Source organism: Kitasatospora sp. NPDC054795 (assembly GCF_053611565.1).
In genome coordinates, this window is the sequence record NZ_JBSHAP010000043.1 from 37,662 (window position 1) to 62,820 (window position 25,159).

At 74.3% G+C, this 25,159-nt stretch carries 17 protein-coding genes and 1 pseudogene; 10 read left to right on the forward strand and 8 right to left on the reverse strand.

The features are described from left to right. The first annotated feature begins 365 nt into the window (after positions 1 to 365). Positions 366 to 2,870 carry an aminopeptidase N gene (pepN, locus tag ACWGJO_RS17650; RefSeq protein WP_452184750.1) on the forward strand — a complete coding sequence of 835 codons (2,505 nt, stop codon included), beginning with the start codon at positions 366 to 368 and terminating at the stop codon, positions 2,868 to 2,870. Positions 2,871 to 3,073: 203 nt separating this feature from the next. Here pepN and ACWGJO_RS17655 read toward each other — a convergent pair whose 3' ends face one another. From ACWGJO_RS17655 to ACWGJO_RS17665, 3 genes are all read right to left on the reverse strand, one after another. Beyond that, positions 3,074 to 3,655 carry an SMI1/KNR4 family protein gene (locus tag ACWGJO_RS17655; protein ID WP_452184752.1) on the reverse strand — a complete coding sequence of 194 codons (582 nt, stop codon included), beginning with the start codon at positions 3,653 to 3,655 and terminating at the stop codon, positions 3,074 to 3,076. Between the two features lie 150 nt (positions 3,656 to 3,805). Beyond that, positions 3,806 to 4,528, reverse strand: coding sequence for a heparin lyase I family protein (locus ACWGJO_RS17660; RefSeq protein ID WP_452184754.1), 723 nt, complete (start codon positions 4,526 to 4,528; stop codon positions 3,806 to 3,808). A gap of 153 nt (positions 4,529 to 4,681) precedes the next feature. Continuing rightward, on the reverse strand, positions 4,682 to 6,070 hold the full coding sequence (locus ACWGJO_RS17665; protein WP_452184756.1) for a uracil-xanthine permease family protein: 1,389 nt from the start codon (positions 6,068 to 6,070) through the stop codon (positions 4,682 to 4,684). A 319-nt stretch (positions 6,071 to 6,389) separates the two neighbouring features. Between ACWGJO_RS17665 and ACWGJO_RS17670 the strand changes: the two genes are divergently transcribed. The 9 genes from ACWGJO_RS17670 to ACWGJO_RS17710 all read left to right on the forward strand — a co-directional run bounded on the left by ACWGJO_RS17670 (position 6,390) and on the right by ACWGJO_RS17710 (position 18,441). Then, positions 6,390 to 6,917: a peptidylprolyl isomerase gene (locus ACWGJO_RS17670; RefSeq protein WP_452184758.1), complete on the forward strand. Its 528-nt coding sequence runs from the start codon at positions 6,390 to 6,392 to the stop codon at positions 6,915 to 6,917. Between the two features lie 559 nt (positions 6,918 to 7,476). Beyond that, a complete protein-coding gene (locus ACWGJO_RS17675; protein WP_452184760.1) occupies positions 7,477 to 10,536 on the forward strand; it encodes a BTAD domain-containing putative transcriptional regulator in 3,060 nt (1,019 codons plus the stop codon). 124 nt (positions 10,537 to 10,660) lie between these two features. Next, positions 10,661 to 11,146, forward strand: a complete 486-nt coding sequence (locus ACWGJO_RS17680) for a RipA family octameric membrane protein (protein ID WP_452184762.1) — start codon at positions 10,661 to 10,663, stop codon at positions 11,144 to 11,146. Further along, positions 11,143 to 11,445 carry a DUF7701 domain-containing protein gene (locus ACWGJO_RS17685; RefSeq protein ID WP_452184764.1) on the forward strand — a complete coding sequence of 101 codons (303 nt, stop codon included), beginning with the start codon at positions 11,143 to 11,145 and terminating at the stop codon, positions 11,443 to 11,445. Before ACWGJO_RS17680 ends, ACWGJO_RS17685 begins: the two co-directional genes overlap by 4 nt. A 157-nt stretch (positions 11,446 to 11,602) precedes the next feature. Next, positions 11,603 to 12,505, forward strand: a complete 903-nt coding sequence (locus ACWGJO_RS17690; protein ID WP_452184766.1) for a SigB/SigF/SigG family RNA polymerase sigma factor — start codon at positions 11,603 to 11,605, stop codon at positions 12,503 to 12,505. Positions 12,506 to 12,587: 82 nt separating this feature from the next. Further along, entirely contained in the window at positions 12,588 to 12,983 is a 396-nt protein-coding gene (locus ACWGJO_RS17695) for an STAS domain-containing protein (RefSeq protein ID WP_452184768.1), read from the forward strand. A gap of 138 nt (positions 12,984 to 13,121) precedes the next feature. Continuing rightward, on the forward strand, positions 13,122 to 13,601 hold the full coding sequence (locus ACWGJO_RS17700; RefSeq protein ID WP_452184770.1) for an ATP-binding protein: 480 nt from the start codon (positions 13,122 to 13,124) through the stop codon (positions 13,599 to 13,601). Positions 13,602 to 13,892: 291 nt separating this feature from the next. Next, positions 13,893 to 17,012 carry a phosphocholine-specific phospholipase C gene (locus tag ACWGJO_RS17705; protein WP_452184772.1) on the forward strand — a complete coding sequence of 1,040 codons (3,120 nt, stop codon included), beginning with the start codon at positions 13,893 to 13,895 and terminating at the stop codon, positions 17,010 to 17,012. Positions 17,013 to 17,130: 118 nt separating this feature from the next. After that, positions 17,131 to 18,441: a M14 family zinc carboxypeptidase gene (locus ACWGJO_RS17710; protein WP_452184774.1), complete on the forward strand. Its 1,311-nt coding sequence runs from the start codon at positions 17,131 to 17,133 to the stop codon at positions 18,439 to 18,441. On the opposite strand, the pseudogene ACWGJO_RS17715 reads toward ACWGJO_RS17710, so the two are convergent. From ACWGJO_RS17715 to ACWGJO_RS17735, 5 genes and pseudogenes are all read right to left on the reverse strand, one after another. Then, a pseudogene (locus tag ACWGJO_RS17715) lies at positions 18,438 to 19,961 on the reverse strand (MMPL family transporter); the annotation flags it as partial. The gene ACWGJO_RS17710 and the pseudogene ACWGJO_RS17715 overlap by 4 nt on opposite strands. Positions 19,962 to 20,146: 185 nt before the next feature. Then, complete coding sequence (locus ACWGJO_RS17720) at positions 20,147 to 22,156, reverse strand: NHL repeat-containing protein (protein ID WP_452184776.1); 2,010 nt, start codon at positions 22,154 to 22,156, stop codon at positions 20,147 to 20,149. Positions 22,157 to 22,343: 187 nt separating this feature from the next. Continuing rightward, complete coding sequence (locus ACWGJO_RS17725) at positions 22,344 to 23,180, reverse strand: aldo/keto reductase (protein WP_452184778.1); 837 nt, start codon at positions 23,178 to 23,180, stop codon at positions 22,344 to 22,346. A gap of 62 nt (positions 23,181 to 23,242) precedes the next feature. Further along, complete coding sequence (locus tag ACWGJO_RS17730; RefSeq protein ID WP_387692395.1) at positions 23,243 to 23,668, reverse strand: GlcG/HbpS family heme-binding protein; 426 nt, start codon at positions 23,666 to 23,668, stop codon at positions 23,243 to 23,245. Between the two features lie 41 nt (positions 23,669 to 23,709). Then, positions 23,710 to 24,912 (reverse strand): MFS transporter, encoded by a 1,203-nt coding sequence (locus ACWGJO_RS17735; RefSeq protein WP_452184780.1) that lies wholly within the window; start codon positions 24,910 to 24,912, stop codon positions 23,710 to 23,712. Between the last annotated feature and the right edge of the window lie 247 nt (positions 24,913 to 25,159).

The following is a 25,159-nucleotide window of genomic DNA, read 5'->3' on the forward strand; positions in this document are numbered from 1 at the left end:
TCCGCGCCGGCCGGCGACCGGAAGGGCCTCGTGCCACGCTTCGACACACTTCCGACCAGCGCCGTGCACCTGCCCCCGGCACACCTCGGCAACCTTCCGCATTCGAATCCCGGAGCGCTTCCACGGGCGTCGAAAGCCGGCTGATCCGCCCCTGCCCAGCCGGTCGAGGGCTCTGCGCGAGGAGTCGGCGGGGCCGACTTCTCGCGCGCGTCGCGTCCCCGCTCTCGGGGACTCAGTGTTCCGCGGCCCGGTCCAGGCGGCGGATGGTGGGGTTGTCGGCCGGCCCCGTCCGAGTCCCGGGCCCCGCCCCCGCCGCCCCGCACGGAGCCGAAAACCGGTGCCGTCCGCCCGCCGGATGGAGCAGCATGACCCCTGTGTCTGATACCTCCATCCTCACCCGCACCGAGGCCGCCGAGCGCCACCGCCTGCTCGACGTCCGCACCGTCCACCTCGACCTCGACCTGACCCGCGGCCGGGAGGTGTTCGGCTCCACCACGGTCATCCGCTTCGCCTGCACCACCCCCGGCGCCGCCACCTACGTGGACGTCAAACCGGCCGCACTCCACCGGGTGGTGCTGAACGGCCGCGAACTGGACGTCACCACGCTCCGCAACGGCCGTCTCCCGCTCACCGACCTGGCGGCCGACAACGAGCTCACCGTCGAAGCCGACATGGCCTACTCGCACACCGGCGAGGGCATGCACCGCTTCACCGACCCCGCCGACGGCGAGGACTACGTCTACACCCAGTCCTTCCTCGACGACGGCCCCCGGGTGTTCGCCTCCTTCGACCAGCCCGACCTCAAGGCGCGGTACACGGTGTCCGTCACCGCGCCGCAGCAGTGGACCGTGGTCGGCAACAGCCTGGGCCGCCAGAGCTCGCCCGGCCGCTGGGAGTTCGACCCCACCCCGGCGATCAGCAGCTACCTGGTCTCCGTGGTCGCCGGACCGCTGCACTCGGTGCGCGCCGAGCACGACGGGATCCCGCTCGGCCTGCACTGCCGCCGCTCGCTCGCCGCCCACCTGGACGCCGACGCCGCCGAACTGCTGGAGATCACCCGGCAGGGCTTCGACCACTACCACCGGGTGTTCCGGCACCGCTACCCCTTCGACAGCTACGACCAGTGCTTCGTCCCGGAGTTCAACGCCGGCGCGATGGAGAACCCGGGCTGCGTCACGCTGCGCGACGAGTACGTCTTCCGCTCCGCCGTGACCGACACCAGGCGCGAGGAACGCGCCATGGTGGTGATCCACGAGATGGCGCACATGTGGTTCGGCGACCTGGTCACCATGAAGTGGTGGGACGACCTGTGGCTGAACGAGTCCTTCGCCGAGTACATGGCCTACAGCGTCACCGCCGCCTCCACCCGCTTCACCGGCGCCTGGACCGGCTTCGCCGCCGACCGCAAGCCCTGGGGCTACGACGCCGACCAGCGCCCCTCCACCCACCCGGTGGCCCCCGGCACGGTCGACGACACCGCCCAGGCGCTGCAGAACTTCGACGGCATCTCCTACGCCAAGGGCGCCGCCGTCCTGCGCCAGCTCGTCGCCTGGCTCGGCGAGGAGACCTTCCTGGCCGGGGTCAACGACTACTTCGACGCGCACGCCTTCGGCAACGCCACCCTCGACGACCTGCTCCGGGCCCTCGCCGCCGCCAGCGGCCGCGACGTCCACGGCTGGGCCGACCGCTGGCTGCGCACCAGCGGCGTGGACACCCTGCGGGTGACCGACGGCCGCATCGAGCACACCTCCGCCGACGGCGCCCTGCGCCCGCACCAGCTGACCGCGGGCCACTACCGGCGCACCGCCGACGGCGCCCTGAAACTCGCCCACCGCGTGCCGCTCGACCTTGCCGCCGACGGCGCCGTGCCGCTGGACCTTCCGGCCGACGGCACCGACCTGACCCTGCTCAACGACACCGACCTCGGCTACGTCAAGATCCGCCTCGACCCCGCCTCCTGGCAGACCGCGCGCACCTCGCTCGGCGCCGTACCCGAGGAACTCGCCCGGGCGGTGCTCTGGGGCGCCGCCCGCGACCAAGTGCGCGACGGGGAACTCGCGCCCGGCGAGTACCTGCGGCTGGTCGCCGACCACCTGCCCGGCGAGACCTCGGTGCACCTGGTGGACGCGGTGCTCTCCTTCGCCCGCGACTTCGTGGCGGACAGCGCCGTGCCGCCCGCCGAACGGCCGGCCGCCCTGGCCGAACTGGCCCGGGTCTGCCGCACCCTGCTGCGGCGCACCGAGGGCGAGCCGGACCGCACCGGCCTGCGCCTGGTGGCCGCGCGCGGCGTGATCGCCACCGCCGACGAGGCCGGTGCCGCCGAACTGCGCGACTGGCTGGCCGCCGGCACGGTGCCCGGCGGGCCGGAACTCGACCCGGACCTGCGCTGGCAGCTGCTGGCGCGGCTGTGCGTGCTCGGCGCGGCGGGCGAGCCGGAGATCGCCGCCGAACTCGCCGCCGACCCCAGCGACACCAGCGAGCAGGGCGCCGCCCGCTGCCGCGCCGCCCTGCCCGACCCGGCCGCCAAGGAGGCCGCCTGGCAGGCGCTGTTCCACGGCGGGCTCTCCAACTACCTGGCCGCCGCCACCGCCAAGGGGCTGTGGCAGCCCGAGCAGGCCGAACTGCTCGACGAACTGACCGTGCGCTACTTCGAGGAGCTGGCCCCGGCCGCCGCCCGCCGCGGCCCCGCCCTGGCCCGGGTGCTCACCACGGCGGCCTTCCCCGCCTGCGCCGCCACCGAACGGACCGTCCGGGCGGCCGAGGCCTGCCTCGCCGACCCGGACCTCACCGCGGCGACCCGACGTGGCCTGGTCGACCAACTGGACACCCTGCGCCGCGCCGTCCGGGCCCGGGCGCTGACCGGGCAGTAGAGCCCGCCGACCGGTCGGTTACCGGCCCCGCCCGTGACCGCCCCACCACCCGGAAGAACCCGCAGGCCCGGACCGCACGTTGTGGCGGTCCGGGCCTGCGGGTTCCTCCGGTCAGGGCTGCTGCCGCTTCCGGTTCCCGTCGCCCTGGTGCCGCCACGACGGCTCACCGAGGATCGGTGCCGGTCGCCGTGCGTGTGCGGCCCTCACGCATCCCGTACCGGGCCGAATCGCTCCGTCCGCACCGGCAGCACGCCGTAGTCCGTCAACTCGATCGGGTTCGAGAACTCCTGTCCGCTGTTCGGCCCGGTCATGTCCTCTCCGCGCAGGTACCGGCAGAACCATTCCGCGAATGTCAGGTCGTAGCGGTAGAACTCGTCGTCGTCGCCGACGTAGACCACGATGCACCAGCCGTACCCGGTGCCGGTGCGCAGCAGGAACACCTCTTCCCCGTGCGCGGTCGACATGATGGGGATCAGGCCGTCCGGCGCGCCGAACCCCAGGGGTGCGGGGAATCCGGGGAAGTTCTCGTCCGTGAACTCGCAGTCCTGGTAGGCGACCACGGTCTCCCGTATGTACTTGCCCAGGTCCCACCCCTGCGCGGCAGGTCCCCTCAGTGAGATCGACCGGCCGATCTCGATCGGCGCGTAGCGCTCGGCCAGGGTCTTGAAGTCTCCCGGCAGTTCCACGCCCAGCTCGGCTTCCAGCCCGTGCCAGCGCTCCGCCGGAACACCGGGCCCACTGGGCGGCCCGATGATCCCACGTACTTCTTCCAGAAAGTCGATCACGGGTTGGCTCCAGTCAACTCGGGGCAGCGAGACCGGCCCGCACCCCCGCCGGGCCCGAGGGCCGGCGGGGGTGCGGAGCACGGGATCAGGAGAGGCTACGCGCCACGGGTCGGGGCCCGGCGTCCGGTCGATGTGGACCCGACCGGCCGGTCACGAGCCGGCGGTGGCCGCCTCCAGGGTCGTGGCCATGATCGGGCTGGTGAAGGTGTTCGTCGCGTCGCCCGTGGAGGGGTGGTACGAGCCCCACTTGAGGTAGTTGCGGTCGCCGTCCCAGGTGGTGCCCTTGAAGGTGCCCGACCCCGTCGTGAACGTCTGCTTCACGCCGTCGAACCAGAAGTCGATGGTGCCGTCCGTGCGGCCCAGGCGGATCTTCAGCGCGTAGGAGTGCCACGTGTTGTTGGCCGTCTGCGCGGTCCACAGGGAGTGCGACACGTGGGCGGTGTCCCACTCCTGCAGGCGGACGCGCCCGTTCACGATGTCGATCTCGATCGGGTGGTTGGCCGTGTCGGTGCTCGGCGAGCACTTCAGCTGGAACACGTACCGGCTGTTGGTGTCCTGGATGTCCACCTTGGACGACCAGCCCAGGTAGAAGGTGTCGCCCTCCTTCAGGTCCGGGCTGAGCGTCTCGCAGCGCTCCTCCCCGCCGGCCTGGAAGGCGCGCCACACGTTGCCCTTGGCGGAGTCCTTCACCACCCCGAAGTTGCCGGCCGCGCACTGGACCGCCTTGAACGAGGACGGGCCCGTGCTGGTGCTCGGGGTCCACAGGACCTGGCCGGCCGCGCTGCTGGGCGTCACCCCGGCGCAGGTGATCGCGAACGTGCCGAGGGCGACGGCCGCGGCGGCGGCCTTGCGGCGGTGCGTCAGAAGGGACATGCCTCTCCCGGGGGGATGAGTGGCCGATACGAGCGAGCAGTGATTCGACCACCGCCCGGCCCGTCCGGGAAAGGCGAACGGCCGGCGGAAGATCCTTTTAGGACACTTCCGCCGGCCGCCCTCCGGAGCTGAACCCGGCCCCGACCTCGTCCGTTACGCGTCGGGCCGGTTCTCCTGGTCGTACGAGGAGGTGCCCTCGTCCAGCAGCGGCTCCTGCGTCTTGAGGTGTGCCGGGGCCAGCGCCCGCAGCACGTGGTAGCCGGTGATGACGACCAGCGTGCCGAGCGCGATGCCGCTGAGGCTGAAGGTGTCGGTGAACTTCAGCGTCACGTTGCCGATGCCGATGATGATGCCCGCCGCGGCCGGCACCAGGTTGAGCGGGTTGCGCAGGTCCACCTGGGACTTGGTCCAGATCTGCGCGCCCAGCAGCCCGATCATGCCGTAGAGGATGACGGTGATCCCGCCGAGCACCCCGCCCGGGATCGCGGCCACGATCGCGCCGAACTTCGGGCACAGGCCGAACAGCAGCGCGAAGCAGGCCGCGGCCCAGTACGCGGCCGTCGAGTAGACGCGGGTGGCGGCCATGACGCCGATGTTCTCCGAGTACGTGGTGTTCGGCGGGCCGCCGACCGCGGTGGAGAGCATGGAGCCGACGCCGTCCGCGGAGATCGCGGTGCCCAGCTTGTCGTCCAGGTTCGTGCCGGTCATCTCGCCGACGGCCTTGACGTGTCCGGCGTTCTCCGCGACCAGCGCGATCACCACGGGCAGCGCGACCAGGATCGCCGACCACTGGAAGGACGGGCCGTGGAAGGTCGGCAGGCCGATCCAGTCCGCCTTGCCGACGCCCGACAGGTCCAGGCGCCAGTGGTCGGTCATGTGCCCGCCGCCGTCCACCGAGTGGATCTTCCCGAAGACCCGGTCGAACAGCCAGGAGATCCCGTAGCCGAACAGCAGCCCCAGGAAGATCGCCACCCGCGACCAGAAGCCGCGCAGGCACACCACGGCCAGGCCGGTGAACAGCATCACCAGCAGCGCCGTCCACTGGTCCTGCGGCCAGTACACCGAGGCGGTCACCGGGGCGAGGTTGAAGCCGATCAGCATGACCACCGCGCCGGTGACGATCGGCGGCATCGCGGCGTGGATGATGCGCGCCCCGAACCGCTGGACCGCCACACCCACCAGGAACAGCGCCACGCCCACCACGAACACCGCGCCGGTCACCGTGGCGCTGGTGCCGCCCTGGGCCCGGATCACCGCGGCCACGCCCACGAAGGACAGCGAGCAGCCCAGGTAGCTGGGCACCCGGCCCTTGGTGGCCAGCAGGAAGATCACGGTCGAGACGCCGGACATCATGATCGCGAGGTTGGGGTCGAGCCCCATCAGCACGGGCGCCACGAAGCTCGCCCCGAACATCGCCACCACGTGCTGGGCGCCGAGGCCCGCCGTGCGGGGCCAGGAGAGCCGTTCGTCGGGACGGACCACCGCCCCCGGTGCGGGCGTGCGCCCGTCACCGTGCAGCTTCCAGCGCACGCCGAGATCCATGGTGAGGTATCGCTTTCTCTGTACTTCCGGGGAACTGTCCGCACCATTCTCGTGGCCGCCGGATGTCCCGGCGATCACACGGACCCGCGTGAGCTGCGGAGACGTGCGACGAGGCCTGACGGGCCCGGTGCTGTCGGGGATCTTACGGCCACCGCCCGCGCACCGCGGATCCGGCCGCGCGCCACAGGATCCGGCCGCGGGCCGGATGCCCGTTCGCGGGGTGTCACCCGTGTGGGTGTACTGCCGCGTCGCCGCCGCTCGAACCCGCCGGCAGCCCTGAAGACTGGCCGCATCCGTAGGACCTACCGAAGGACGTGCCATGGCGGAAGAGCTGTACGCGACGCTGAAGACCACCAAGGGCGACATCGTGATCCGGCTGCTGCCGAACCACGCCCCCAAGACCGTGAAGAACTTCGTGGAGCTCGCCAGCGGCGAGCGGGAGTGGATCAACCCGGAGACCGGCGAGAGGACCACGGACAAGCTCTACGACGGCACGGTCTTCCACCGGGTCATCGAGGGCTTCATGATCCAGGGCGGCGACCCCCTGGGCAACGGGACAGGCGGCCCCGGGTACAAGTTCGCGGACGAGTTCCACCCGGACCTGGCCTTCACCAAGCCCTACCTGCTGGCCATGGCCAACGCCGGACCGGGCACCAACGGCTCCCAGTTCTTCATCACCGTCGGGGCGACCACCTGGCTCACCGGCAAGCACACCATCTTCGGCGAGGTCGCCGACGAGGCCGGCCGGAAGGTCGTCGACGCCATCGCGACGGCGGAGACCAACCCCCGCAACGACCGCCCGCTGGAGGACGTGGTCATCGAGAAGGTCGTCATCGAGACCCGCTGACCGGAAGACTCTCCCGGGCGCCCGGCCGTGGGCGCCCGGCCCCGGAACGGCGCGCGCCCGGCGACGACCCGTTCCACCGCACAGCCCCGCGTTCCATCCCCGCGTTCCAGGGCCCCGGCATTCCCCCTGCTCGGAGCCCGTTCCAGTGTCCCGCCGTCCCTGATCGGCCGTTGACCCTTGCGGCCGGGACGGATCACCGCGCAGGCTCCGGTCGTCCGAGCACCGCACCGACCCGAGCGCCGCACCGACCCGAGCACCGAAGGGCCACGGCCGCACCGAGACTTCACCGGCCGTCCACTTCCAGGGCCCCTCGGGCAACGAGAGTGTCGGCGCGGGAAGCAACCCTTCGCTGCCCGTCAAGGGTCTGTACATCGACGGCTCGCTCAAGGTCACCTACTGGCAGCGGACCATGGACGACGCCGTCACCTGGTAGTCCTCGGGCGCGGCGGCCCCGGTCCCGCCTCCCTCCGCCGGGCCGCCCGGGACGACGCTCCGCGATCGACGGATCGCCTGGTGTCATAAGCTTGTCATATACATCTAATCCATCTAAGGGGGGTGCGTGGAGTTCCGACTGCTGGGCTCGGTGGCCGTGGTGGCCGCGGACGGCCGGGAGCTTCCGGCCGGATCGGCGAAGCGCCGCAGCCTGCTCGCCATGCTGCTGCTGAACCCCGGAGCACCGGTCACCGTCGAACGGCTCACCGAGACCCTCTGGGACGAGGAGCCGCCCCGGCACTCGCGCACCGTCATCCACAACCACGTCTCCGGGCTGCGCGCCCTGCTCACCGCCCACGACGCCCCCGCCGCCGGCGTCGAACTCGTCACCGACAACGGCGCCTACCTGCTGCGGGCCCCCGACCACGCGGTGGACACCGTACGGTTCGAACACCTGGTGGTCCGCGCCCGCGCCCTGGAGGACGCCGCCGAGGCCGCCGCCGCCCTGCGCGAGGCACTCGCCCTGTGGAGGGGCCCCGCCCTCGCCGGCACCATCCCCGGCCTGCCGCTGCAGTGCGCCGCCCAGGCCCTGGAGGAACTGCGGCTGGCCGCCGCCGAGGAACTGGCCCGCGCCCACGGCCGGCTCGGCGACCACGGCGCGGCCGCGAACCTGCTGCACGCCGAGGCCACCGCCAACCCGCTGCGCGAACCGCTGGTCGCCGACCTCATGCACGCGCTCGGCCGCGCGGGGCGCCGCTCGGAGGCCCTGGACTGGTTCCACCGCACCCGCCGCGCCCTCGCCGAGGAACTCGGCATCGACCCCGGACCGGAACTCACCGACGCCCACGACCGCCTGCTGCGCACCGACCTGCCGCAGCGCGGCGAGGCCCCGCGGCACACCGAGGCCCCGCCGGGCCGGTCCGACCGGGTGCCGCCGCCCCGGCTGCCCGGCGACCAGGAACAGCCGACCGACCGGGTCCCGTCCGACCGGGTCCCGTTCGACCGTGTCGCGTCCGCCCGCGCATCGTGCGACCGGGTCCCGCCCGCGCGGGTCCCCACCGTCGGCGGTCTGACCTCCGTCCCCGACCGGGCCCCCGGCTCCGAACCGCTGCCGGCCGCGGCCCCCGAGCCCGCCCCCGCCGCCCCGTCCGCCCCCGCCGCGTCCGTGCTCGCCCCCGCCCCCGCCGCGTCCGTGCTCGCCCCCGCCCCCGCGCCCGCTCCCGTGCGTCCGGCGCCCTGGCACCAGCCCGCGCCCTGGCCCTTCCCCCGCCGCCCGCGCGGCTTCGCCGGGCGGGAGGACGAACTGGCCGCGCTCGACCGGGCCACCGCCGCCCCCGGCGCCGTCGCCGTGGTCACCGGCGGCGCCGGCGTCGGCAAGACCACCCTCGCCCTGTACTGGGCGCACCGCCGCCAGCAGGACTTCCCCGACGGCCGGCTCTTCGTCGACCTGTGCGGCCACAGCCCGCTGCCGGAGCGCGACACCGCCGCCGTCCTGCGCGAACTGCTGCTCGCCCTGGGCCTGCCCGCCGAGCAGATGCCCGCCACCCCCGAGGCGATGGCCGCCCGCTACCGGGAACTGACCGCCACCCGCCGGATGCTGATCGTCCTGGACAACGCCCGCCGCTCCGAGCAGGTCCGCCCGCTGTTGCCCGACGGCGACGACTGCGTCACCCTGGTCACCAGCCGCGACCGGCTCGGCGGGCTGGTCGCCTCCGACGCCGCCCGCCCGGTGCCGCTCGCCGAACTCTCCTCCCCGCAGGCCGTCGGCCTGCTCGCCGCGACCCTCGGCCCCGACCCGGTCGCCGCCGAACCCGAGGCCGCCGCCCGCCTGGCCGGCCTGTGCGACGGCCTGCCGCTGGCCCTGCGGCTGGCCGCCGCCCGCCTCGCCACCGGCCCCGCCCGCGCGCTGGCCGCCCTCGCCGAGGAACTCGCCGTCGAGCAGGACCGCCTGAACCTCCTCGACGTCGAGGACACCAGCGTGGCCGCCGCCCTCGCCCTGACCGTCCAGCACCTGAGCGAACCCGTCCGCCGGACGTTCCGCAGCCTCGGCGCCCACACCGGCGCCACCCTCGACAGCCGCACCGCCGCCGCCCTGGCCGGCTGCCGCCCCGACGAGGCCGCCGACGCGCTGGCCCAACTGGCCACCGCCCACCTGATCGTGGAGATCGGCCGGGACGCCTACACCCTGCACGACCTGGTCCGCCTCTACGCCCGCAGCCTGCCCGGCGACACCGACACCCAGGTGCTGCCCCGCCTGCTCGACCACCTGCTGAACACCCTGCTCACCGCCTGCTCCGCCGCCGAACCCGGCAGCGAACCGTGCTGCACCCTGCCGCCCGGCACCCGCCGCCCCGCCGAGGTCCGCCCCTTCCCCGACCGGGCGGGCGCGCTCGCCTGGTACGCCGCCGAACGCGACACCCTGCGCGGCGCCGTCGAGGCGGCGGTCGCCGCCGGACTGCACGACCGCGCCTGGCGCCTGGTGCTGCTCCAGTGGCCGCTGATCGTCTGGCAGGTCCGGGACGGCTGGGCGCCGCTGCTCGAACACGGCCTGGCCGCCGCCGAGGCCGACCGCGACCCCGGCGCCCAGTCCCGCGCCCGGGCCCTGCTGGGCTGGGTCCTGCTGGAGGAGGGCCGCCCCGAACAGGCCCTCGTCCACCTGGAACGCGCCCCCGACCTCGCCGCCCGGGCCGGCGACAGCACCGCCCAGGCCGTCGCCCTGGTCAACCTCGCCGTCGCCCTCGCCCGCCACGGCGACCGGGCCGGCCGCGCCCGGGCGCGCGCCCTGCTGGTGAAGGCCCTGTCCCTGGCCGAACGGGCCGGGCACGCCGACCTCGTCGCCCTCGCCCGCCAGCACCTGGCCGGCGAGTGCCTGGCCGCCGGCGCCGCCGAGGAGGCCGCCCACCACGCCGCCCGCGGCCTGGCCGTCGCCGAGCCGCCCTTCCCGGTCGCCCGCCGGGTGGTCCTGCAGACCCTCTACGGTCGCGCCCTGGCCGCCACCGGCCGGCCGGAGGAGGCCGCGCTCCACCTCGGGGCCGCCCTGCGCACCGCCCGCGACCACCAGTACGGGGAGGGCGAGTCGGAGGCCGGCGCGGCCCTGCGCGCCCTGTCGGCCGGCACCCCCGCCGTGGCGGGCGCCGTCGCGACGGCCACCGCCGGAGCGACCGCCACCGCCGGCGCGCAGCACTGACGGGCCGCAGCACCGCCGGCGCGCAGCACTGACAGGCCGTCCCGCCGGGAAGGATGAACACCACGGGGGGAGCCCGGGCAGCGGGCGAAGCCGGCACACACCACCTGCCCGAGGGGGTTTCGCGATGACCACGCCGCCGGAGCCGACGCGTCAGACCGAGCTGCTGGAGCTGTACAAGCTCGCCGTGGAGATGGCCGACCGGGTCTCGGCCCGCCGGGGCAACGCCAACACCTTCTTCCTGTCCGTGCAGACCGCGCTGGTCACCCTGATCGGCTTCGGCATACCCAAGCTGTCGGAGTCCCCGTGGTGGGTGGCGACGGCCGTCGCGCTGGCCGGCATCACGCTCTCCGGCGCCTGGTGGATGCAGCTGCGCAGCTACCGGGACCTCAACGGCGCCAAGTTCCGGGTCATCAACAGCATGGAGGAGAAGCTGTCCGCGCGGATCTACACCGACGAGTGGGACGTCCTGCGCAACGCCGCGGCGCCAGGCCGGCGCCACCGGCACTACACCGAACTCGGCACCACCGAACGGCTCGTGCCGATGATATTCGCGGTGGCTCATCTGATCCTGCTCACGGGCACGCTCGCCACCGGCACACTGGCCGTATGAGCCACCTCGATCCCATCGCCGACCTGATCCGCTCCTGCCTGCCGTCGGAGGCCAGACCCCCCGCGGGCTCCGACGACCTCTTCCGCATCTACGCCGTGCTGCTCCAGGCCAAGGGCGATCAGGTCACCGACGAGGACGTCCACAACGCCTGGACGGCCTGGACCCAGACCACCGACGACACCCACAAGGCCCTGGTGCCCTTCGACGACCTCGACGCCCGCACCCGCGCCCTCGACGCCCCGTACACCCTCGCCATCCGCACCGCCGCCCGCCGGCTCCACCACCCCACCGCGCGTTAGGGATCCGGAGTCCGGCCGTTCCCGAGGCACTGTTCTCCGGCCTCCCGCCCGGACGCCCGTCCGGGATTCACGAAACCTCCACGCGGCGTCGCTGCATCGATCGGCCGGGGCGGGGTATCCGGGGCGTTCGACCGTGCCGACAAGAGGAAGGACTCCGATGGTCACGACCACTGGTGAACTGACCGCCCCCGCCGCTTCGCCGACGAAGGACCCCTCCCGCACGGCCGGCTCCGCCACGGCGGGGCTGCGCGACCTGCTGCCACCGGAGCTGGCCGCCGCCGAGGACCTGCGGGAGGTCGCGCCGTCCGACGCCCGTGAGCTGACCCGGGTGCTGCTGCGCCGGCTCGCCGCGCTGGAGGAGGGCACCCGGGAGTACTCGTACGTGCGGGCGACCCTGGTGGAGATGAACCTGTCCCTGGTCCGGTTCGCGATCCGCCGCTTCAACGCCCACCGGGAGCCGCAGGAGGACCTGCTGCAGGTCGGCGCGGTGGGCCTGATCAAGGCCATCGACCGCTTCGACCCGCAGCTGGGTGCCGAGTTCACCACCTTCGCGCTGCCCACCGTGCTCGGCGAGATCCGCCGCCACTTCCGCGACACCACCTGGGCCGTCCACGTGCCCCGCCGCCTCCAGGAGCTGCGGATAGCCCTGGCCAAGGCCCAGGAGCGGCTGGCCCAGGAGCTGGACCGGGCCCCCACGGTGGCCGAACTGGCCGACCACCTCCAACTCGCCGAGGAGGACGTGGTCGAGGGCCTGACCGCCTCGAACGGGCACACCGCGGGCTCCCTGGACACCGGCGCCGAGGACGACGACCGCCCCGGCTGCCTGGGCGAGCGCCTGGGCGAGGAGGATCCGGACCTCTCCAGGGTGGAGGACCTGGTGGCGCTCAAGCCGCTGGTCGCCGCCCTGCCGGAACGCGAGCGGCAGATCCTGTCGATGCGCTTCTGCGAGGACCTGACGCAGTCGCAGATCGGCGCGCGCCTGGGGCTGTCCCAGATGCACGTCTCCCGGCTGCTCTCCCGCACCCTGCGGCGCCTGCGCGAGGGGCTGGAGGAGGACTGAGGGCGCCCGGCGCCCCGGCACCCGCTTGGCCGCGGGACGCCGCCTACGTAAGGTCGGAGGGCACGGACACGAGGGGACGACGATGATGCCATCCGACAACGACCAGCGGGGCCTCGCGCCGGCGGCCTCCCCCTACCGTGCGGAACTCGCGGTACGGACCCGGCCCGCGGCGGGCGGCGCGGTGGTCTGCGCCCTGGCGGGCGACCTCGACATCGAGACGCTCGCCCCCGCCGCCGACACGCTCACCGCCCTGGTCGCCCGGCGGCCCGGCGCGGTGGTGATCGACCTCGCGGGGGTGGGATTCTGCGACTCCTCCGGACTGAACCTCCTGCTCAGGACCCGCCTCGCGGCGGGGGAGGAGGGCGTGGGGCTGCACCTGGCCGCGGTGCCGCCCACCGTCATGCGGGTCCTCGAACTGACCGGCACCCGGGCGGTGTTCTCCATCCACGGCTCGGCCGAGGAGGCCCTGGCGGCCTGAGCCGGCCGGGCACGCCGTCGCGGGGCGGGTGCCGTGCGTGTCGCGGATGCCGCGCACCCGGCGCCGGGGAAGGCATAATCCCGGGAGCGCCGGGAAACCGACCATGCGAACCGCCGTCGATCCGAAGGGTGCCCTCATATGACGATGAGCCGGGGAACCCTGGACGGCGACGCGCACCGGGCCGGGCCCGCCCTGCCGCCCGGCGGCCAGCGCCGCCGGCTGCCGCTGGCCGGGCTCCCCAAGCCGGTCGCCCGGGCCCGGGCCTTCACCGCCGAGGCGGTCGGCGACTGGTACCCGCCCGCCGGCGCGCCCGGCGCCCACGAGGGCGTCGGCGCGGACGTCGTGCTGCTGGTGGCGGAGCTGGTGGCCAACGCCATGCTGCACGGGGACGGCCCGCTGGAGCTGGTCCTGGACGCCACCGGGCAGCGCCTGCGGGTGGAGGTCAGCGACCGCAGCCCGGCCATGCCGGTGCTGCGCCTGCCGCACGAGCCGGCCCTGCCCGGCGGCCACGGCCTGTTCATCGTGGAGCGCACCGCCGACCGCTGGGGCGCCGAGCCGAACGGCCGGGGCAAGGCGATCTGGGCCGAGTTCGACGCCCACCGGCTGACCCGCCGCTGACCCGCCGCCGGCCCGCCGCCGGCCCGCCGCCGACCTGCGGCCGACGCGCGGGCCGTCCCGCCGCCGACCCCGCGGCCCCGTACCGCCTCCGGCCTGTCGATCGGGCGACCGTTTGATCATGGGGCGTCAAGTTGTCTGTACAGCTCGGGGTCTCTTGCCGGTCATCGGCCCGTCACCGGACACCACGGCCGCGTCCACCTCGGTCTCGTACACATAACGGGTCCGGTCCGAACCGCGCGGCCGGCCCCCGTACCGAAGAACCGCGGTCCGTCAGCAAGGAGCCCCACCCCCATGAGTCCGAAGCCCGAACTGTCGCGCCGCAGCGTCCTCGGCGGCGCGGCGGCGGCCGCGGTGCTGTCCGCCCTCCCGCTCAGCGTCCAGCAGGCACTCGCCGCACCGGCCCGGCCCGGACGGCTGGCGGACATCCAGCACGTCGTGGTGCTCATGCAGGAGAACCGCGCCTTCGACCACTACTTCGGCACCATGGCCGGCGTGCGGGGCTTCGGCGACCGCACCGCCGTGCGCGGCGTCGACGGCCGCTCGGTCTTCCACCAGCCCGACCCCGGCCGCAAGGAGGGCTACCTGCTGCCCTTCGCGATGAACGCCGCCCACACCAACGCCTACCAGCAGGGCGCGCCCGCCTTCGGCTACGGCGACTCCATGAACGCCTGGAACGACGGCCGCGCCGACGGCTCCGTCACCCGCCGCTCCTCCGGCTGGCTCGGCCAGGGCTACTACGAGTCCGCCGACATGCCCTTCTACCACGCCCTCGCCTCGGTGTTCACGGTCTGCGACGCCTACTACGCCTCCGTGCAGTGCAACACCAACACCAACCGCGACCACCTGATGACCGGCACCAGCGGCGGCACCGTCCGGGACACCCCGGTGACCGACAACACCGAGATCCCCGGCGGCTACGAGTGGACCACCTACGCCGAGCGCCTGGAGAAGGCCGGCGTCAGCTGGAAGACCTACCAGGCCCTCGACAACTTCGACGACAACGCCCTCGCCTGGTTCGCCCCCTTCGTCAAGGCCAAGCCCGGTGAGCCGCTCTACGAGCGCGGCATGCGCGCCGTCGGCGACCCGGCCAAGGCCAAGGACCCCTTCGCCATGGGCGACGCCCTGGTCGAGGCCTTCACCGCCGACGTCCAGGCCGACCGCCTCCCGCAGGTCTCCTGGATCGTCGCCCCCGCCGCGCTGTCCGAGCACGCCAACTACGCGCCGCCGAACGGCGAACACCTCACCTCCCGGCTGCTGTCCGCGCTCGCCGCCAAGCCCGAGGTGTTCCAGAAGACCGTCTTCATCCTCAACTACGACGAGCACGGCGGCTTCTTCGACCACCAGCTGCCGCCCGTCCCGCCGCTGGCCGACGGCCGCGGCAAGTCCAACGTCCCGGTCGACGGCGAGGTCGTCGTCCGCGTCTCCAAGGGCTCCTCCACCTACCACCGGGTCGTCGGCCAGGACGGCCGGTACCGGGTCAGGGCCGCCGACGGCACCCTCACCTGGTCCGACACCCTCCCCGCCGGCGAGACCCTGGTCTCCGGCCCCTACCCGATGGGCCTGGGCGTACGGGTGCCGATGGTCGTCGTCTCCCCGTGGACCCGCGGCGGCGTCGTCGACTCCACCGTCTACGACCACACCTCCGTGCTGCGCTTCCTGGAACAGCGCTTCGGCGTCCAGGAACCCAACATCAGCCCCTGGCGGCGCGCCGTCTGCGGCGACCTCACCAACGTCTTCGACTTCTCCGGCCGCAACCCCGCCTGGCCGCAACTGCCCGACACCAGCGGCAACCGCCAGAAGGTCGTCGACACCGGCAAGCTCCCCGCCCCCACCGTGCCCAGCCCGCAGACCTTCCCGAAGCAGGAACGCGGCACCCGCTCCGCCCGCCCCGCCCCCTACAACCTGCTCGTCAAGCCACGCCTCAAGGGCGACGAACTGACCCTCGACTTCGTCAACCAGGGCCGCCAGGGCGCCGTCCTCGCCGTCTACCCCGCCCCCGGCGAGGCCCCCAAGCACTACACCGTCGCCGCGAAGAGCCGCCTGTCCGACGTCTGGAAGGTCGGCCCCGCCGGCTACGACCTGCGCGTCCACGGCCCCGACGGCGCCCTGTGGCACCTGCGCGGCGACACCGCCTCCGCCTACGAGGTCTCGCTCTCCGAGGAGAGCGACGGCAAGGTCCTGGAGGTCGACGTCATCAACCGCTCGCGCACCGCCCGGACCTTCCTGGTCGGCGACCTCGCCTACGGCGACGGCCTGCGCGAGGTCCGCGTGGCGGCCGGCGACGACCGCACCGTCAACCTCAAGGTCGGCCCCGAGGGCTGGTACGACGTCGCCGTCGCCGTCCAGGACGACCTCGGCTTCCGCCGCCGCATCGCCGGCCGCTTCCCCTGGGACGACCGCACCGTCACCGACCCCGCCCTCGGCCTGGCCGACCCGCTCACCGTGAACCTCGCCCTCGGCGCCGCCTCCACCACCATCGACGAACCCGTCCTGCTGCCCGGACACCCCGCCACGATCACCGCCACCCTCACCGCCACCACCGCCCTCACCCGCCTGGAGGCCCAGCCGCTGCTCCCGCCCGGCTGGAGCGCCACCACCGTCACCGCCGCGCCCGACCGGCTCGCCGCCGGCGCCGCCGCCACCGCCGTCTGGCAGGTCACCCCGCCCGCCCAGCTGCCCGCCACCGCCACCCACCGCCTGCTGGTCACCGCCCGCGCCCAGGCCGACGGCCGCTTCGCCCTCGCCGACGGCGAACTCGCCGCCCGCCCCGCCCCGGTGATGACCGGCCACCTCCTCGACGAGGACTTCGAATCCCTCGCCGACACCCTCAAGCCCGAAGCCGGCGTCCTCGGCTGGACCGCCCGGGCCCCCAAGGGCTGGACGGTCGTCAACGCCCCCGCCATGCCCCAGGGCACCGTCCGCCTCCAGGGCTGGACCTTCCACACCAAGCGCGAGTGGTCCGTCCCCGCCGGCCAGGACCGCGGCAACTTCACCCGCGCCCTGGGCGTCGTCGCCGTCGCCGACCCCGACGACTGGGACGACACCGGCTCCCCCTCCCGCAAGGGCGTCTTCGACTCCACCCTGGTCTCGCCCGCCGTCGCCGTCCCGGCCGGCACCGACACCCTCCACCTCGCCTTCGACTCCCACTACCGCCAGGAGGCCCCGCAGAAGGCCTCCGTCACCGCCGTCTTCGACAACGGCACCGAGACCCGCCTGCTCACCTACAGCTCCGACGCCACCGGCAACGACAACGCCGGCAAGGACGCGCAGAACACCCGGATCACCCGCAGCTTCGCCGTCCCGGCCGGAGCCCGCTCGGTGACCCTCAGGTTCCGCATGTACGACGCCGGCAACAACTGGTACTGGGCCGTCGACCACATCCGCCTCGACACCCGCCCCATCACCGGCTGACACCCCCCGCCCCACCCGGGCCCGCCCGAGCCCCCGCGCCCGGGCGGGCCCGGCCCGTACCGGCGGCCCCGCGCGCCAGGTAGAACTACTGCCACGACCACAGGGGAGGAAACCGAAGGTGATCGACGCGACGACCCCGGCCGGCCGGGCCGCCCAGCTCCACGATCGCTACCCCAGCCTCGACGAACTCACCGCCACCGCCCACCAGTTCGCCGCACAGCGGCCCGACCTGTGCCGGGTGCGCACCGTCGGCACCTCCCGCGCCGGACGCCCCCTGACCCTGCTGACCGTCGGCCGCGGCCCGCACAACCTCCTCGTCGTCGCCGGCGCCCACGCCGACGAATTCGCCGCCCGCGCCGCCGTCACCGACCTCGCCCACCACGCCCTCGCAGCCCAACACCCGGACCTGGCCTGGCACTTCCTGCTCTGCCTCGACCCCGACGGCGCCCACCTCGCCGACGGCAGCCGCACCGCCCGCACCCTGCGGGCCTACTACGACCACTACTACCGCCCCGCCGCCGAGGACCAGCCCGAATGGGCCCCCGCCATCGGCTCCGACCTCCCCGAGAGCCGCACCCTCCTCCACCTCATCGACGAACTGCGCCCCACCCTCCAGTTCTCCCTGCACAGCACCGACGTCGGCGGCACCTTCGTCCAGGCCACCGGCGACCCCGCCGCCCTCGCCCACCCCTTCACCCGCTCCGCCGCCGACCTCGGCATCCCCGTCGAGACCGGCAACTACGACACCTTCCACCTGCACGAATCCGCCCCCGGCCTCTACCTCATGGCCCCCCACCACATCGACCACCAGGAGACCACCACCGGCATGCTCACCCCCCACCAGGACGGCGGCGGCCGGGCCGGCACCTGGTTCGCCCCCCAGCGCCACGGCGGCCGGACCGTCCTGGTCGAAGTCCCCGCCTGGACCAGCGCCCACCTCGGCGACACCCGCCCCGCAGACGCCGTCCGCCTGTACCTGCGCACCTGCGCCGACCGCCTGCGCCACCGCGGCACACTCCTCACCGCGCTCCTCGACGCCGCCCTGCCCTACGTGCGAAACCCCGACACCCCCCTGCTGCGCGCCGCCCGCACCCCGCTCACCGCCCTGCACCAACTCGCCGACCAATGGGACCCGGACGTCCACGGACAGGACCTCCTGCGCACCCCGCTCACCCGCGCCCGCCTCACCGGCATCGACCTGTGGGCCCACCGCGTCCCGGTCCGCGCCGCCGCCCTGCTGCGCCGCGCCGTCCGCGTCGCCGGCGCCCCCGCCGCGCCCCAGGCCGCCCGCCTCGACCACCTCCTGCGCGACTGGTGCGCCCAGTACCAGCGGACCTTCGACCCCGCCTGGCTCCCCGTCGCCCGCCAGGCCGCCCACCAGGCCAACACCGTCCGCGCCGCCGTCGCCCTGCGCCACCCGCACGGTTAGGCATTCGTGCCCTCGGTGTCGATGTGCGGCAGCACCCGGTCCAGGAATCGCGGCGTCCACCAGGCCGCCGCCCCCAGCAGCGTCATCACCGCCGGAACCAGCAGCAGCCGCACCACCGTCGCGTCCACCAGTACGCTCACGGCCAGGCCCGGCCCTATCATCTTGATCACCACATTGTCGCTGACGATGAACGCGGCGAACACGCTTACCATGATCAGCGCCGCACAGCTGATCACCCGCGCGGTGATCTCCAGCGCGTGCGCCACGGCGTCGTGGCTGCGTCCGGTGCGCAGCCACGCCTCGTGCACCCGCGACAGCAGGAAGATCTCGTAGTCCATGCTCAGCCCGAAGACGATCGCGAACATCATCATCGGCACGTAGCTCTCGATCGGCACCTTCCCCTCCACCCCCAGCGCCGGCCCGCCCCAGCCCCACTGGAAGACCGCCACCACCACCCCGTACGAGGCGGCGATCGACAGCAGGTTGAGCACCGCGGCCTTGACGGCGACCAGCGGGCCGCGGAAGACCAGCAGGATGATCAGGAAGGCCAGCCCGACCACCACCACGATGATCAGCAGCCGGCTCGACACGATGTCCAGGAAGTCGACCTGCGCCGCCGTGTTGCCGGTCACGTACGTCTTCGCGCCCGTGCCGGCCACCGCGTCGGGCAGCACCGTGTCCGACAGCCGGTTCACCAGGTCGGTGGTGGCCCGGTCCTGCGGGGCGCTCGCCGGGATCACGGTGTTGAACAGCACCGCGCCGTCCGGGCTGGTCTGCAGCGGGGTGCTGCTCGCCGCGCCGGGCAGGCCGGTGAGCGCCCGCTGCACCGAGGCCGACACCCCCGCCCGCGCCTCGGCGGGCACGGCGCTCTGGTCGACCACCACCGTCAGCGGCCCGTTCGAGCCCGGCCCGAAGGCCTGGGACATCAGGTCGTAGGCCCGCCGGTCGGTGAAGTCGGTGGAGTCCGCGCCGTCACCGATGTGGCCCAACTGGATGGAGAACAGCGGGATCGACAGCACCACGAGCACCACCACCCCGGCCACCAGGTACCGCCACGGCCGCGCCTCCACCCGCCGGGCGTAACGCTGCCAGGCCCCGCCCTCCACGTCCACGCCGGCCTCCGCGACCGGCCGGCGCACCGCGAACCGGTCCATCCGGCGCCCGATCAGCCCCATCAGCGCCGGCAGCAGGGTCAGCGCCCCGAGCACCGCCGACACCACCGTGATGCCCGCCGCCGCCCCCAGCTTGGCGATGAAGGAGATCCCCGACACCGACAGCCCGGACAACGCGACGATCACGGTGCAGCCGGAGACCGGCACCGCCCGCCCGCTGGTGGCCACCGCCTGCCCGGCGGAGGCCACCGGATCCACCCCGTCCATCAGGTTCTGCCGGTGACGCGTCAGCAGGAACAGCGCGTAGTCGATCCCCACCCCGATGCCGATCATCGTCGCCAGCGTCGGCGCCACCGTCGCGAACGTGGACAGCGCCGCGACCAGCCCCAGCAGCCCCAGGCCCACCACCGCGCGGGACGGGCGGACGGCGGCAGGGAAGGCTCCCGGGTCTCCTGCACGGCGGTGCGCCGATCGGCGCAGTCTTCCCGGCCGCCCCGCGCCGCCCACCGGTACCGCCGGGTAGTCGCCCCTACGGCCCCGGGAACCGCCGCGATCGCGGCGGCGGCCGGAGCCGCGGGGGCGGCGGGGGACGGTCAGCGCCGGCCGGGGCCGCCGAGGTCCGGGGTCGCGACGGGGGCGGCGGCGCCGACCAGGAGGACCAGTTCGTGGCCGCCGGGATTGGTCTGCACGGGCACGGTGCGCCAGTTGTTGGCCAGCCACACATTGCCCGACGGGTCGATCCGCAGGCCGGTGTTGCGTTCCAGCCCGTCGCTCGGGTAGCCGGTGTCGGGCGGCGAGATCGGCTGCCCCGTCGTGAAGCCGGGCGGGCAGGCGGAGAGGTCGACGCCGCACAGCCGGGCGACGCGGTGGCCGCCGAAGTTGGCGACCCACACGGTGTCGTCGCCGTCGACGGCCACGCCCCAGGGCAGGAACAGGCCGCCGCCGGTGAAGGGTTCGGGGGCCGGCGCCCCGTCGGACCGGATCAGGGTCACGGAGGCGCCCGGGCGCGCACCGGCGTCGCCCGCCACGGCGGCGTCCGCGAGATCGCCCGCGGTGCCGTCGCCGCAGGGCACCGGCAGGATGCCGCTGTTGGAGACCCAGGCGTTGCCCCGGCTGTCGGTGGCGACGCCCAGCGGCCGCCGCAGACCGCCACCGGTCACGGCCCGCTCCACGGTGCCGTCCGGGGCCAGAACCTGCACGCTGTCGCTGCCGTTCCCGCTGACCCACAGCCGCCCGGCGGGGTCGACGGCGGCACCGAAGGGCTTGTGCAGGGCCGGGGTGGGCACCTCCCGGGCCCGGGTCGCGTCACCGTCGGGGATCCGGGCCACGCTGTCCGCACCGCAGTTGGCCACCCACACGGTGCCCGAGCGGTCGGCGGCCAGGCCCTGCGGCTGGACGATGCCGCCGGCGCGCCAGCCCTCGGGCGGGGAGAGCACGGTGCCGTCCGGGGCGAACTGCGAGACGCTGCGCTCCAGCGGAGTCGGGTCGATCGGGCAACCACGGCCCTGGAAACCGAAGTTGGCGACCCAGGCGGAGCCCCGGGCATCCACGGCGACGCCGAAGCCGGCACCGTACAGGCCGCCGCCGCGGTAGGGGGCGCCCGGGGCGTCCCGGCCGGTGGGGGTGAACTTCAGGACGCTCTCGCCGCCGCAGACCGGGACGGCGGGATCGGCGTCGTAGCGGTAGTTGTTGCTGACCCAGGCGTTGCCGTCGGCGTCGAAGGCGATGTTGCCCGGCCCGTCGATCTCCCGCCCGTTGCCGCCGTAGCGCAGGGCCACGGTCCAGGCCCCGGGGGCGGCGGGCAGGGCCGGCCGGTAGCGGGGGGTGGTGTCGGCGAGGGCGAAGAGAGCGGCGGCGTTGTGCCCGGGGTCGTGGGCGATGTCCACCGCGGCCCGCAGGGTGTCGCGGGGCCGTTCGCGACCGGGGCGACGGGCCAGGTCGAACAGCTGCTCGCAGGCGTCGCCGGTGACGCAGGCGGCGAGAAGGTTGGCGAGCGTGTTGAACTCGGCCAGGGTCGAGGTGAGGGCGCCGTTGGGCGGGTCGGCGAGCGTCGCGGCGATGCCGCCGGTACCGGTGTCGGCCAGGTTGTGGGCGATCCCGGCGGCGTTCTGCAGCCCCGGACGGGGGCCGGCCACGCCCTGCGGGCCGGTGAAACGGGCCAGGGCGTAGGCGACGGCCACCGTGGTGCGCTCGTTGACGACGAGTTCGGGCGGGGCCTGCGCCCCGCTCAGGACGGCGGCCAGCGTCACCGGCCCCTTCGGCGGGCCCTGCCCGTCCCCGCTCCGCGCGCCGGCGGGCCCGGGCAGATCGGCGAGCACGTACAGCACGGCGTGCGGGTCCCCGGGGCGGCGGTAGTCCAGGACGAAGCGCCCGTCCCGCGCGCTGCGGGTGCGGGCCAGCACCCGGGGCGTGGCGCCGGCGCCGTCCCCGGCCCGGTAGAGCGTCACCTCGGCGCCGCCCAGCGGGGCGTCACCGCTGCGCACCACCCCGCGCCGGCCGGCCGGCTCCCCGCCGTGCGGGGCGGGGGCCGCCGCGTGGGAGGGTCCGGCGGCGAGCTGGGCCAGCAGGGCGGCGGTCAGCAGGACACCGCGGCGTCGGCGCATGGGGGCTCCGTTCGGCCGTAGGGGGACGGCGGCCCATCGGCGGCCGTCGCCCCCTGCCTGCCACACCGGCGCCCCGTCCGGGCGCATCCGGCCGCGGGACGCGGCGGAAATTGCCCGGTACGGGCGATCCGGAGCGGGCCGGTGCCCGGTTCAGCCGTGCCGCCCGGCCGGGACGGCGGTGGCGGGGTCAGCTCGCGTTGAACCGGTCCGGGTGCGGGCCGGTGCGCAGGTCGCGGTCGCCGGCGGCGATCGCGGCCATGTCCTGCTCGGTCAGCTCGAAGCCGAAGACGTCGAGGTTCTGCCGGATGCGGGCCGGGGTGACCGACTTGGGGATGACGATGTTGCCGAGCTGCAGGTGCCAGCGCAGCACGACCTGGGCGGGGGACTTGCCCGTGCGGGCGGCGATCGCGGTGATCGCCGGGTCGTCCAGGACGGCGCCCTGGGCGAGCGGGCTCCAGGCCTCGGTGGCGATGCCGTGCCGGGCGTGGAAGGCGCGCAGCTCGGCCTGCTGGAGGCCGGGGTGCAGCTCGACCTGGTTGACGGCGGGCACCAGCGAGCTGTGGTCCAGCAGGCGCTGGAGGTGGGCGGGCTGGAAGTTGGACACGCCGGCGGCGCGGATGCGGCCCTCCTCGGCGAGGCGCTCCAGGGCGCGCCAGGAGTCGGGGTAGAGGTCGCGGGCCGGGGTGGGCCAGTGGATCAGGTAGAGGTCGACGTGGTCCAGGCCGAGCTTGGCGAGGCCGGCGTCGAAGGCGCGCAGGGTGGCGTCGTAGCCCTGGTCGGCGTTCCACAGCTTGGTGGTGACGAACAGGTCCTCGCGGGCCACGCCGGAGGCGGCCAGGGCGCGGCCGACGCCGGTCTCGTTGCCGTAGATGGCGGCGGTGTCGATGCTGCGGTAGCCGGCCTCCAGGGCGGAGGCGACGGCGGCGGTGGTCTGCTCGTCGGGGACCTGGAAGACGCCGAAGCCGAGCTGGGGGATCTCGACGCCGTTGTTCAGCTTCACGGTGGGGATGTCGGGGGTGGTCATGGTCGGGGTGCTCCTTCGGGCGGTGCGGTCGGTGGGGGCGGAGGGGAGGGTCCGGGCGTCGTTCACCGGGCGAGTCGGGCGAGTGCGGCGGCGGCGAAGGAGTGGTCCTGCTCGGGGGCGCCGCCGCCGACGCCGATGGCGCCGATCGGCCGGCCGTCGCGGTGGACGGGGATGCCGCCGGCGATGAACAGCAGCGGGCGGTCCAGCGCGGTGGGCAGGGAGTGGAACGGCCCGTCGGGCTTGACCAGGTCGACCAGGTCGGCGGTCGGGGCGTTCAGCTGGAGGGCGGTGTAGGCCTTGCGGGTGCTGGTCTCGCCGGAGATCAGCACGGCGCGGTCGTCGCGGCGGAAGGCGAGCAGGTGGCCGCCCGCGTCCAGGACGGTGACGCTGACGGTCACGCCCGCGGCCTCGGCGGCGGTCCGGGCGGCGTCGACGAGGAGTTCGGCGTCGGCGGTGGTGAGCGGGGCGACGGCGGTGGTGGTGCTCATGGTGGTGCTTCTTCCGGTGGTGGGGCGGGTCGGGTCGATGGTCAGTGGTGCAGGGCGGCGTGGCGGGGAGCCGCGCCCGTGGTGACGGCCTCACGGGTGCGGTCGCGGCGCTCCAGGGCGGCGGACCAGAAGGCCAGCAGCAGGGCCGCGCCGGCGAGGACGGTGCCGACCCAGTTCGGGGCGGTGTAGCCGAGGCCGGCGCTGATCACCATGCCGCCGAGCCAGGCGGCCAGCGCGTTGCCGAGGTTGAAGGCGCCGATGTTGACGGCGGAGGCCAGGGTGGGGGCGCCGTGGGCCTGGTCCAGGACCCGCTTCTGCAGCGGGGGGACGGTGGCGAAGCCGAGGGCCCCGACCAGCAGCACGGTGACGGCGGCGAGGACCTTGTTGTGGGCGGTGAAGGTGAACAGCGCCAGCACCACGGCGAGGCCGCCGAGGGTGGTGTAGAGCATCGGCATCAGCTTGCGGTCGGCGTAGCGCCCGCCCAGCAGGTTGCCGAGGAACATGCCGACGCCGAACAGCACCAGCAGCCAGGTGACGGAGCCCTCGGCGTAGCCGGTGACGTTGGTCATCATCGGGGCGATGTAGGTGATGGCGGCGAAGACCCCGCCGAAGCCGAGCACGGTCATCGCCATCGCGAGCAGCACCTGCGGGTTGCGGAAGGCGGTCAGCTCCCCGCGCAGGTGGGCGCCCTCGGGGCGGGGCATGGCGGGTACGAGCCGGGCGATGCCGAGCAGGCCGACCACACCGAGCGCGGCGACGCCGGCGAAGGTGGCGCGCCAGCCGACGGCCTGGCCGATGAAGGTGCCCAGCGGCACGCCGACGATGTTGGCGACGGTCAGCCCGGTGAACATGGTGGCGATGGCGCCGGCCTTCTTCTGCGGGGCGACCAGCTCGGCGGCCACGACGGAGCCGATGCCGAAGAAGGCGCCGTGGGCGAGCGAGGTCACGATGCGCCCGGCCAGCATCACGGGGAAGGACGGGGCGAACGCGGAGAGCAGGTTCCCGGCGGTGAACAGGCCCATCAGCAGCATGAGCATGGTCTTGCGGCTGATCCTGGTGCCGAGGACGGTCATCAGCGGCGCGCCGAGGACGACGCCGAGGGCGTAGCCGGTGACCAGCAGGCCCGCGTTGGGGATGGAGACGCCGTAGTCGCCGGCGATCTGGGGCAGGAGTCCCATGATCACGAACTCGGTGGTCCCGATCCCGAATGCGCCGATGGCCAGGGCGATGAGAGCGAGAGGCATGGGCCCGAACCCTTCTGTGATTGCTTGAGCTAGCGCCTTGCGTGCTTAAACAATAGTTGCAGACGCGCGATAAGTGCAAGCGAGGGTATGGGGCATGCAGCAGGGTTGCGTGCGCCACAGGTTGCGTGTGCAACGGGGTGGGGCGGGCGGGAAACGCGACCGGGCCCGGGGGGGGGGCCGGGGGGGGGGCCGGCCGGGGGGCCCGCCCCCGGGGGGGGGGGGGAGGGGGGGCCGCGGCGGGGACCGC

Excerpts from the sequence above, each read along its gene's own strand:
- ACWGJO_RS17725 (WP_452184778.1), bottom strand. The coding sequence starts at position 23,180 with ATGACCACCCCCGACATCCCCACCGTGAAGCTGAACAACGGCGTCGAG.
- ACWGJO_RS17720 (WP_452184776.1), bottom strand. The coding sequence starts at position 22,156 with ATGCGCCGACGCCGCGGTGTCCTGCTGACCGCCGCCCTGCTGGCCCAG.
- ACWGJO_RS17735 (WP_452184780.1), bottom strand. The coding sequence starts at position 24,912 with ATGCCTCTCGCTCTCATCGCCCTGGCCATCGGCGCATTCGGGATCGGG.
- ACWGJO_RS17700 (WP_452184770.1), top strand. The coding sequence starts at position 13,122 with ATGACGATGAGCCGGGGAACCCTGGACGGCGACGCGCACCGGGCCGGG.
- ACWGJO_RS17685 (WP_452184764.1), top strand. The coding sequence starts at position 11,143 with ATGAGCCACCTCGATCCCATCGCCGACCTGATCCGCTCCTGCCTGCCG.
- ACWGJO_RS17695 (WP_452184768.1), top strand. The coding sequence starts at position 12,588 with ATGATGCCATCCGACAACGACCAGCGGGGCCTCGCGCCGGCGGCCTCC.
- ACWGJO_RS17665 (WP_452184756.1), bottom strand. The coding sequence starts at position 6,070 with ATGGATCTCGGCGTGCGCTGGAAGCTGCACGGTGACGGGCGCACGCCC.
- ACWGJO_RS17660 (WP_452184754.1), bottom strand. The coding sequence starts at position 4,528 with ATGTCCCTTCTGACGCACCGCCGCAAGGCCGCCGCCGCGGCCGTCGCC.
- ACWGJO_RS17730 (WP_387692395.1), bottom strand. The coding sequence starts at position 23,668 with ATGAGCACCACCACCGCCGTCGCCCCGCTCACCACCGCCGACGCCGAA.
- ACWGJO_RS17670 (WP_452184758.1), top strand. The coding sequence starts at position 6,390 with ATGGCGGAAGAGCTGTACGCGACGCTGAAGACCACCAAGGGCGACATC.
- ACWGJO_RS17680 (WP_452184762.1), top strand. The coding sequence starts at position 10,661 with ATGACCACGCCGCCGGAGCCGACGCGTCAGACCGAGCTGCTGGAGCTG.
- pepN (WP_452184750.1), top strand. The coding sequence starts at position 366 with ATGACCCCTGTGTCTGATACCTCCATCCTCACCCGCACCGAGGCCGCC.
- ACWGJO_RS17705 (WP_452184772.1), top strand. The coding sequence starts at position 13,893 with ATGAGTCCGAAGCCCGAACTGTCGCGCCGCAGCGTCCTCGGCGGCGCG.
- ACWGJO_RS17690 (WP_452184766.1), top strand. The coding sequence starts at position 11,603 with ATGGTCACGACCACTGGTGAACTGACCGCCCCCGCCGCTTCGCCGACG.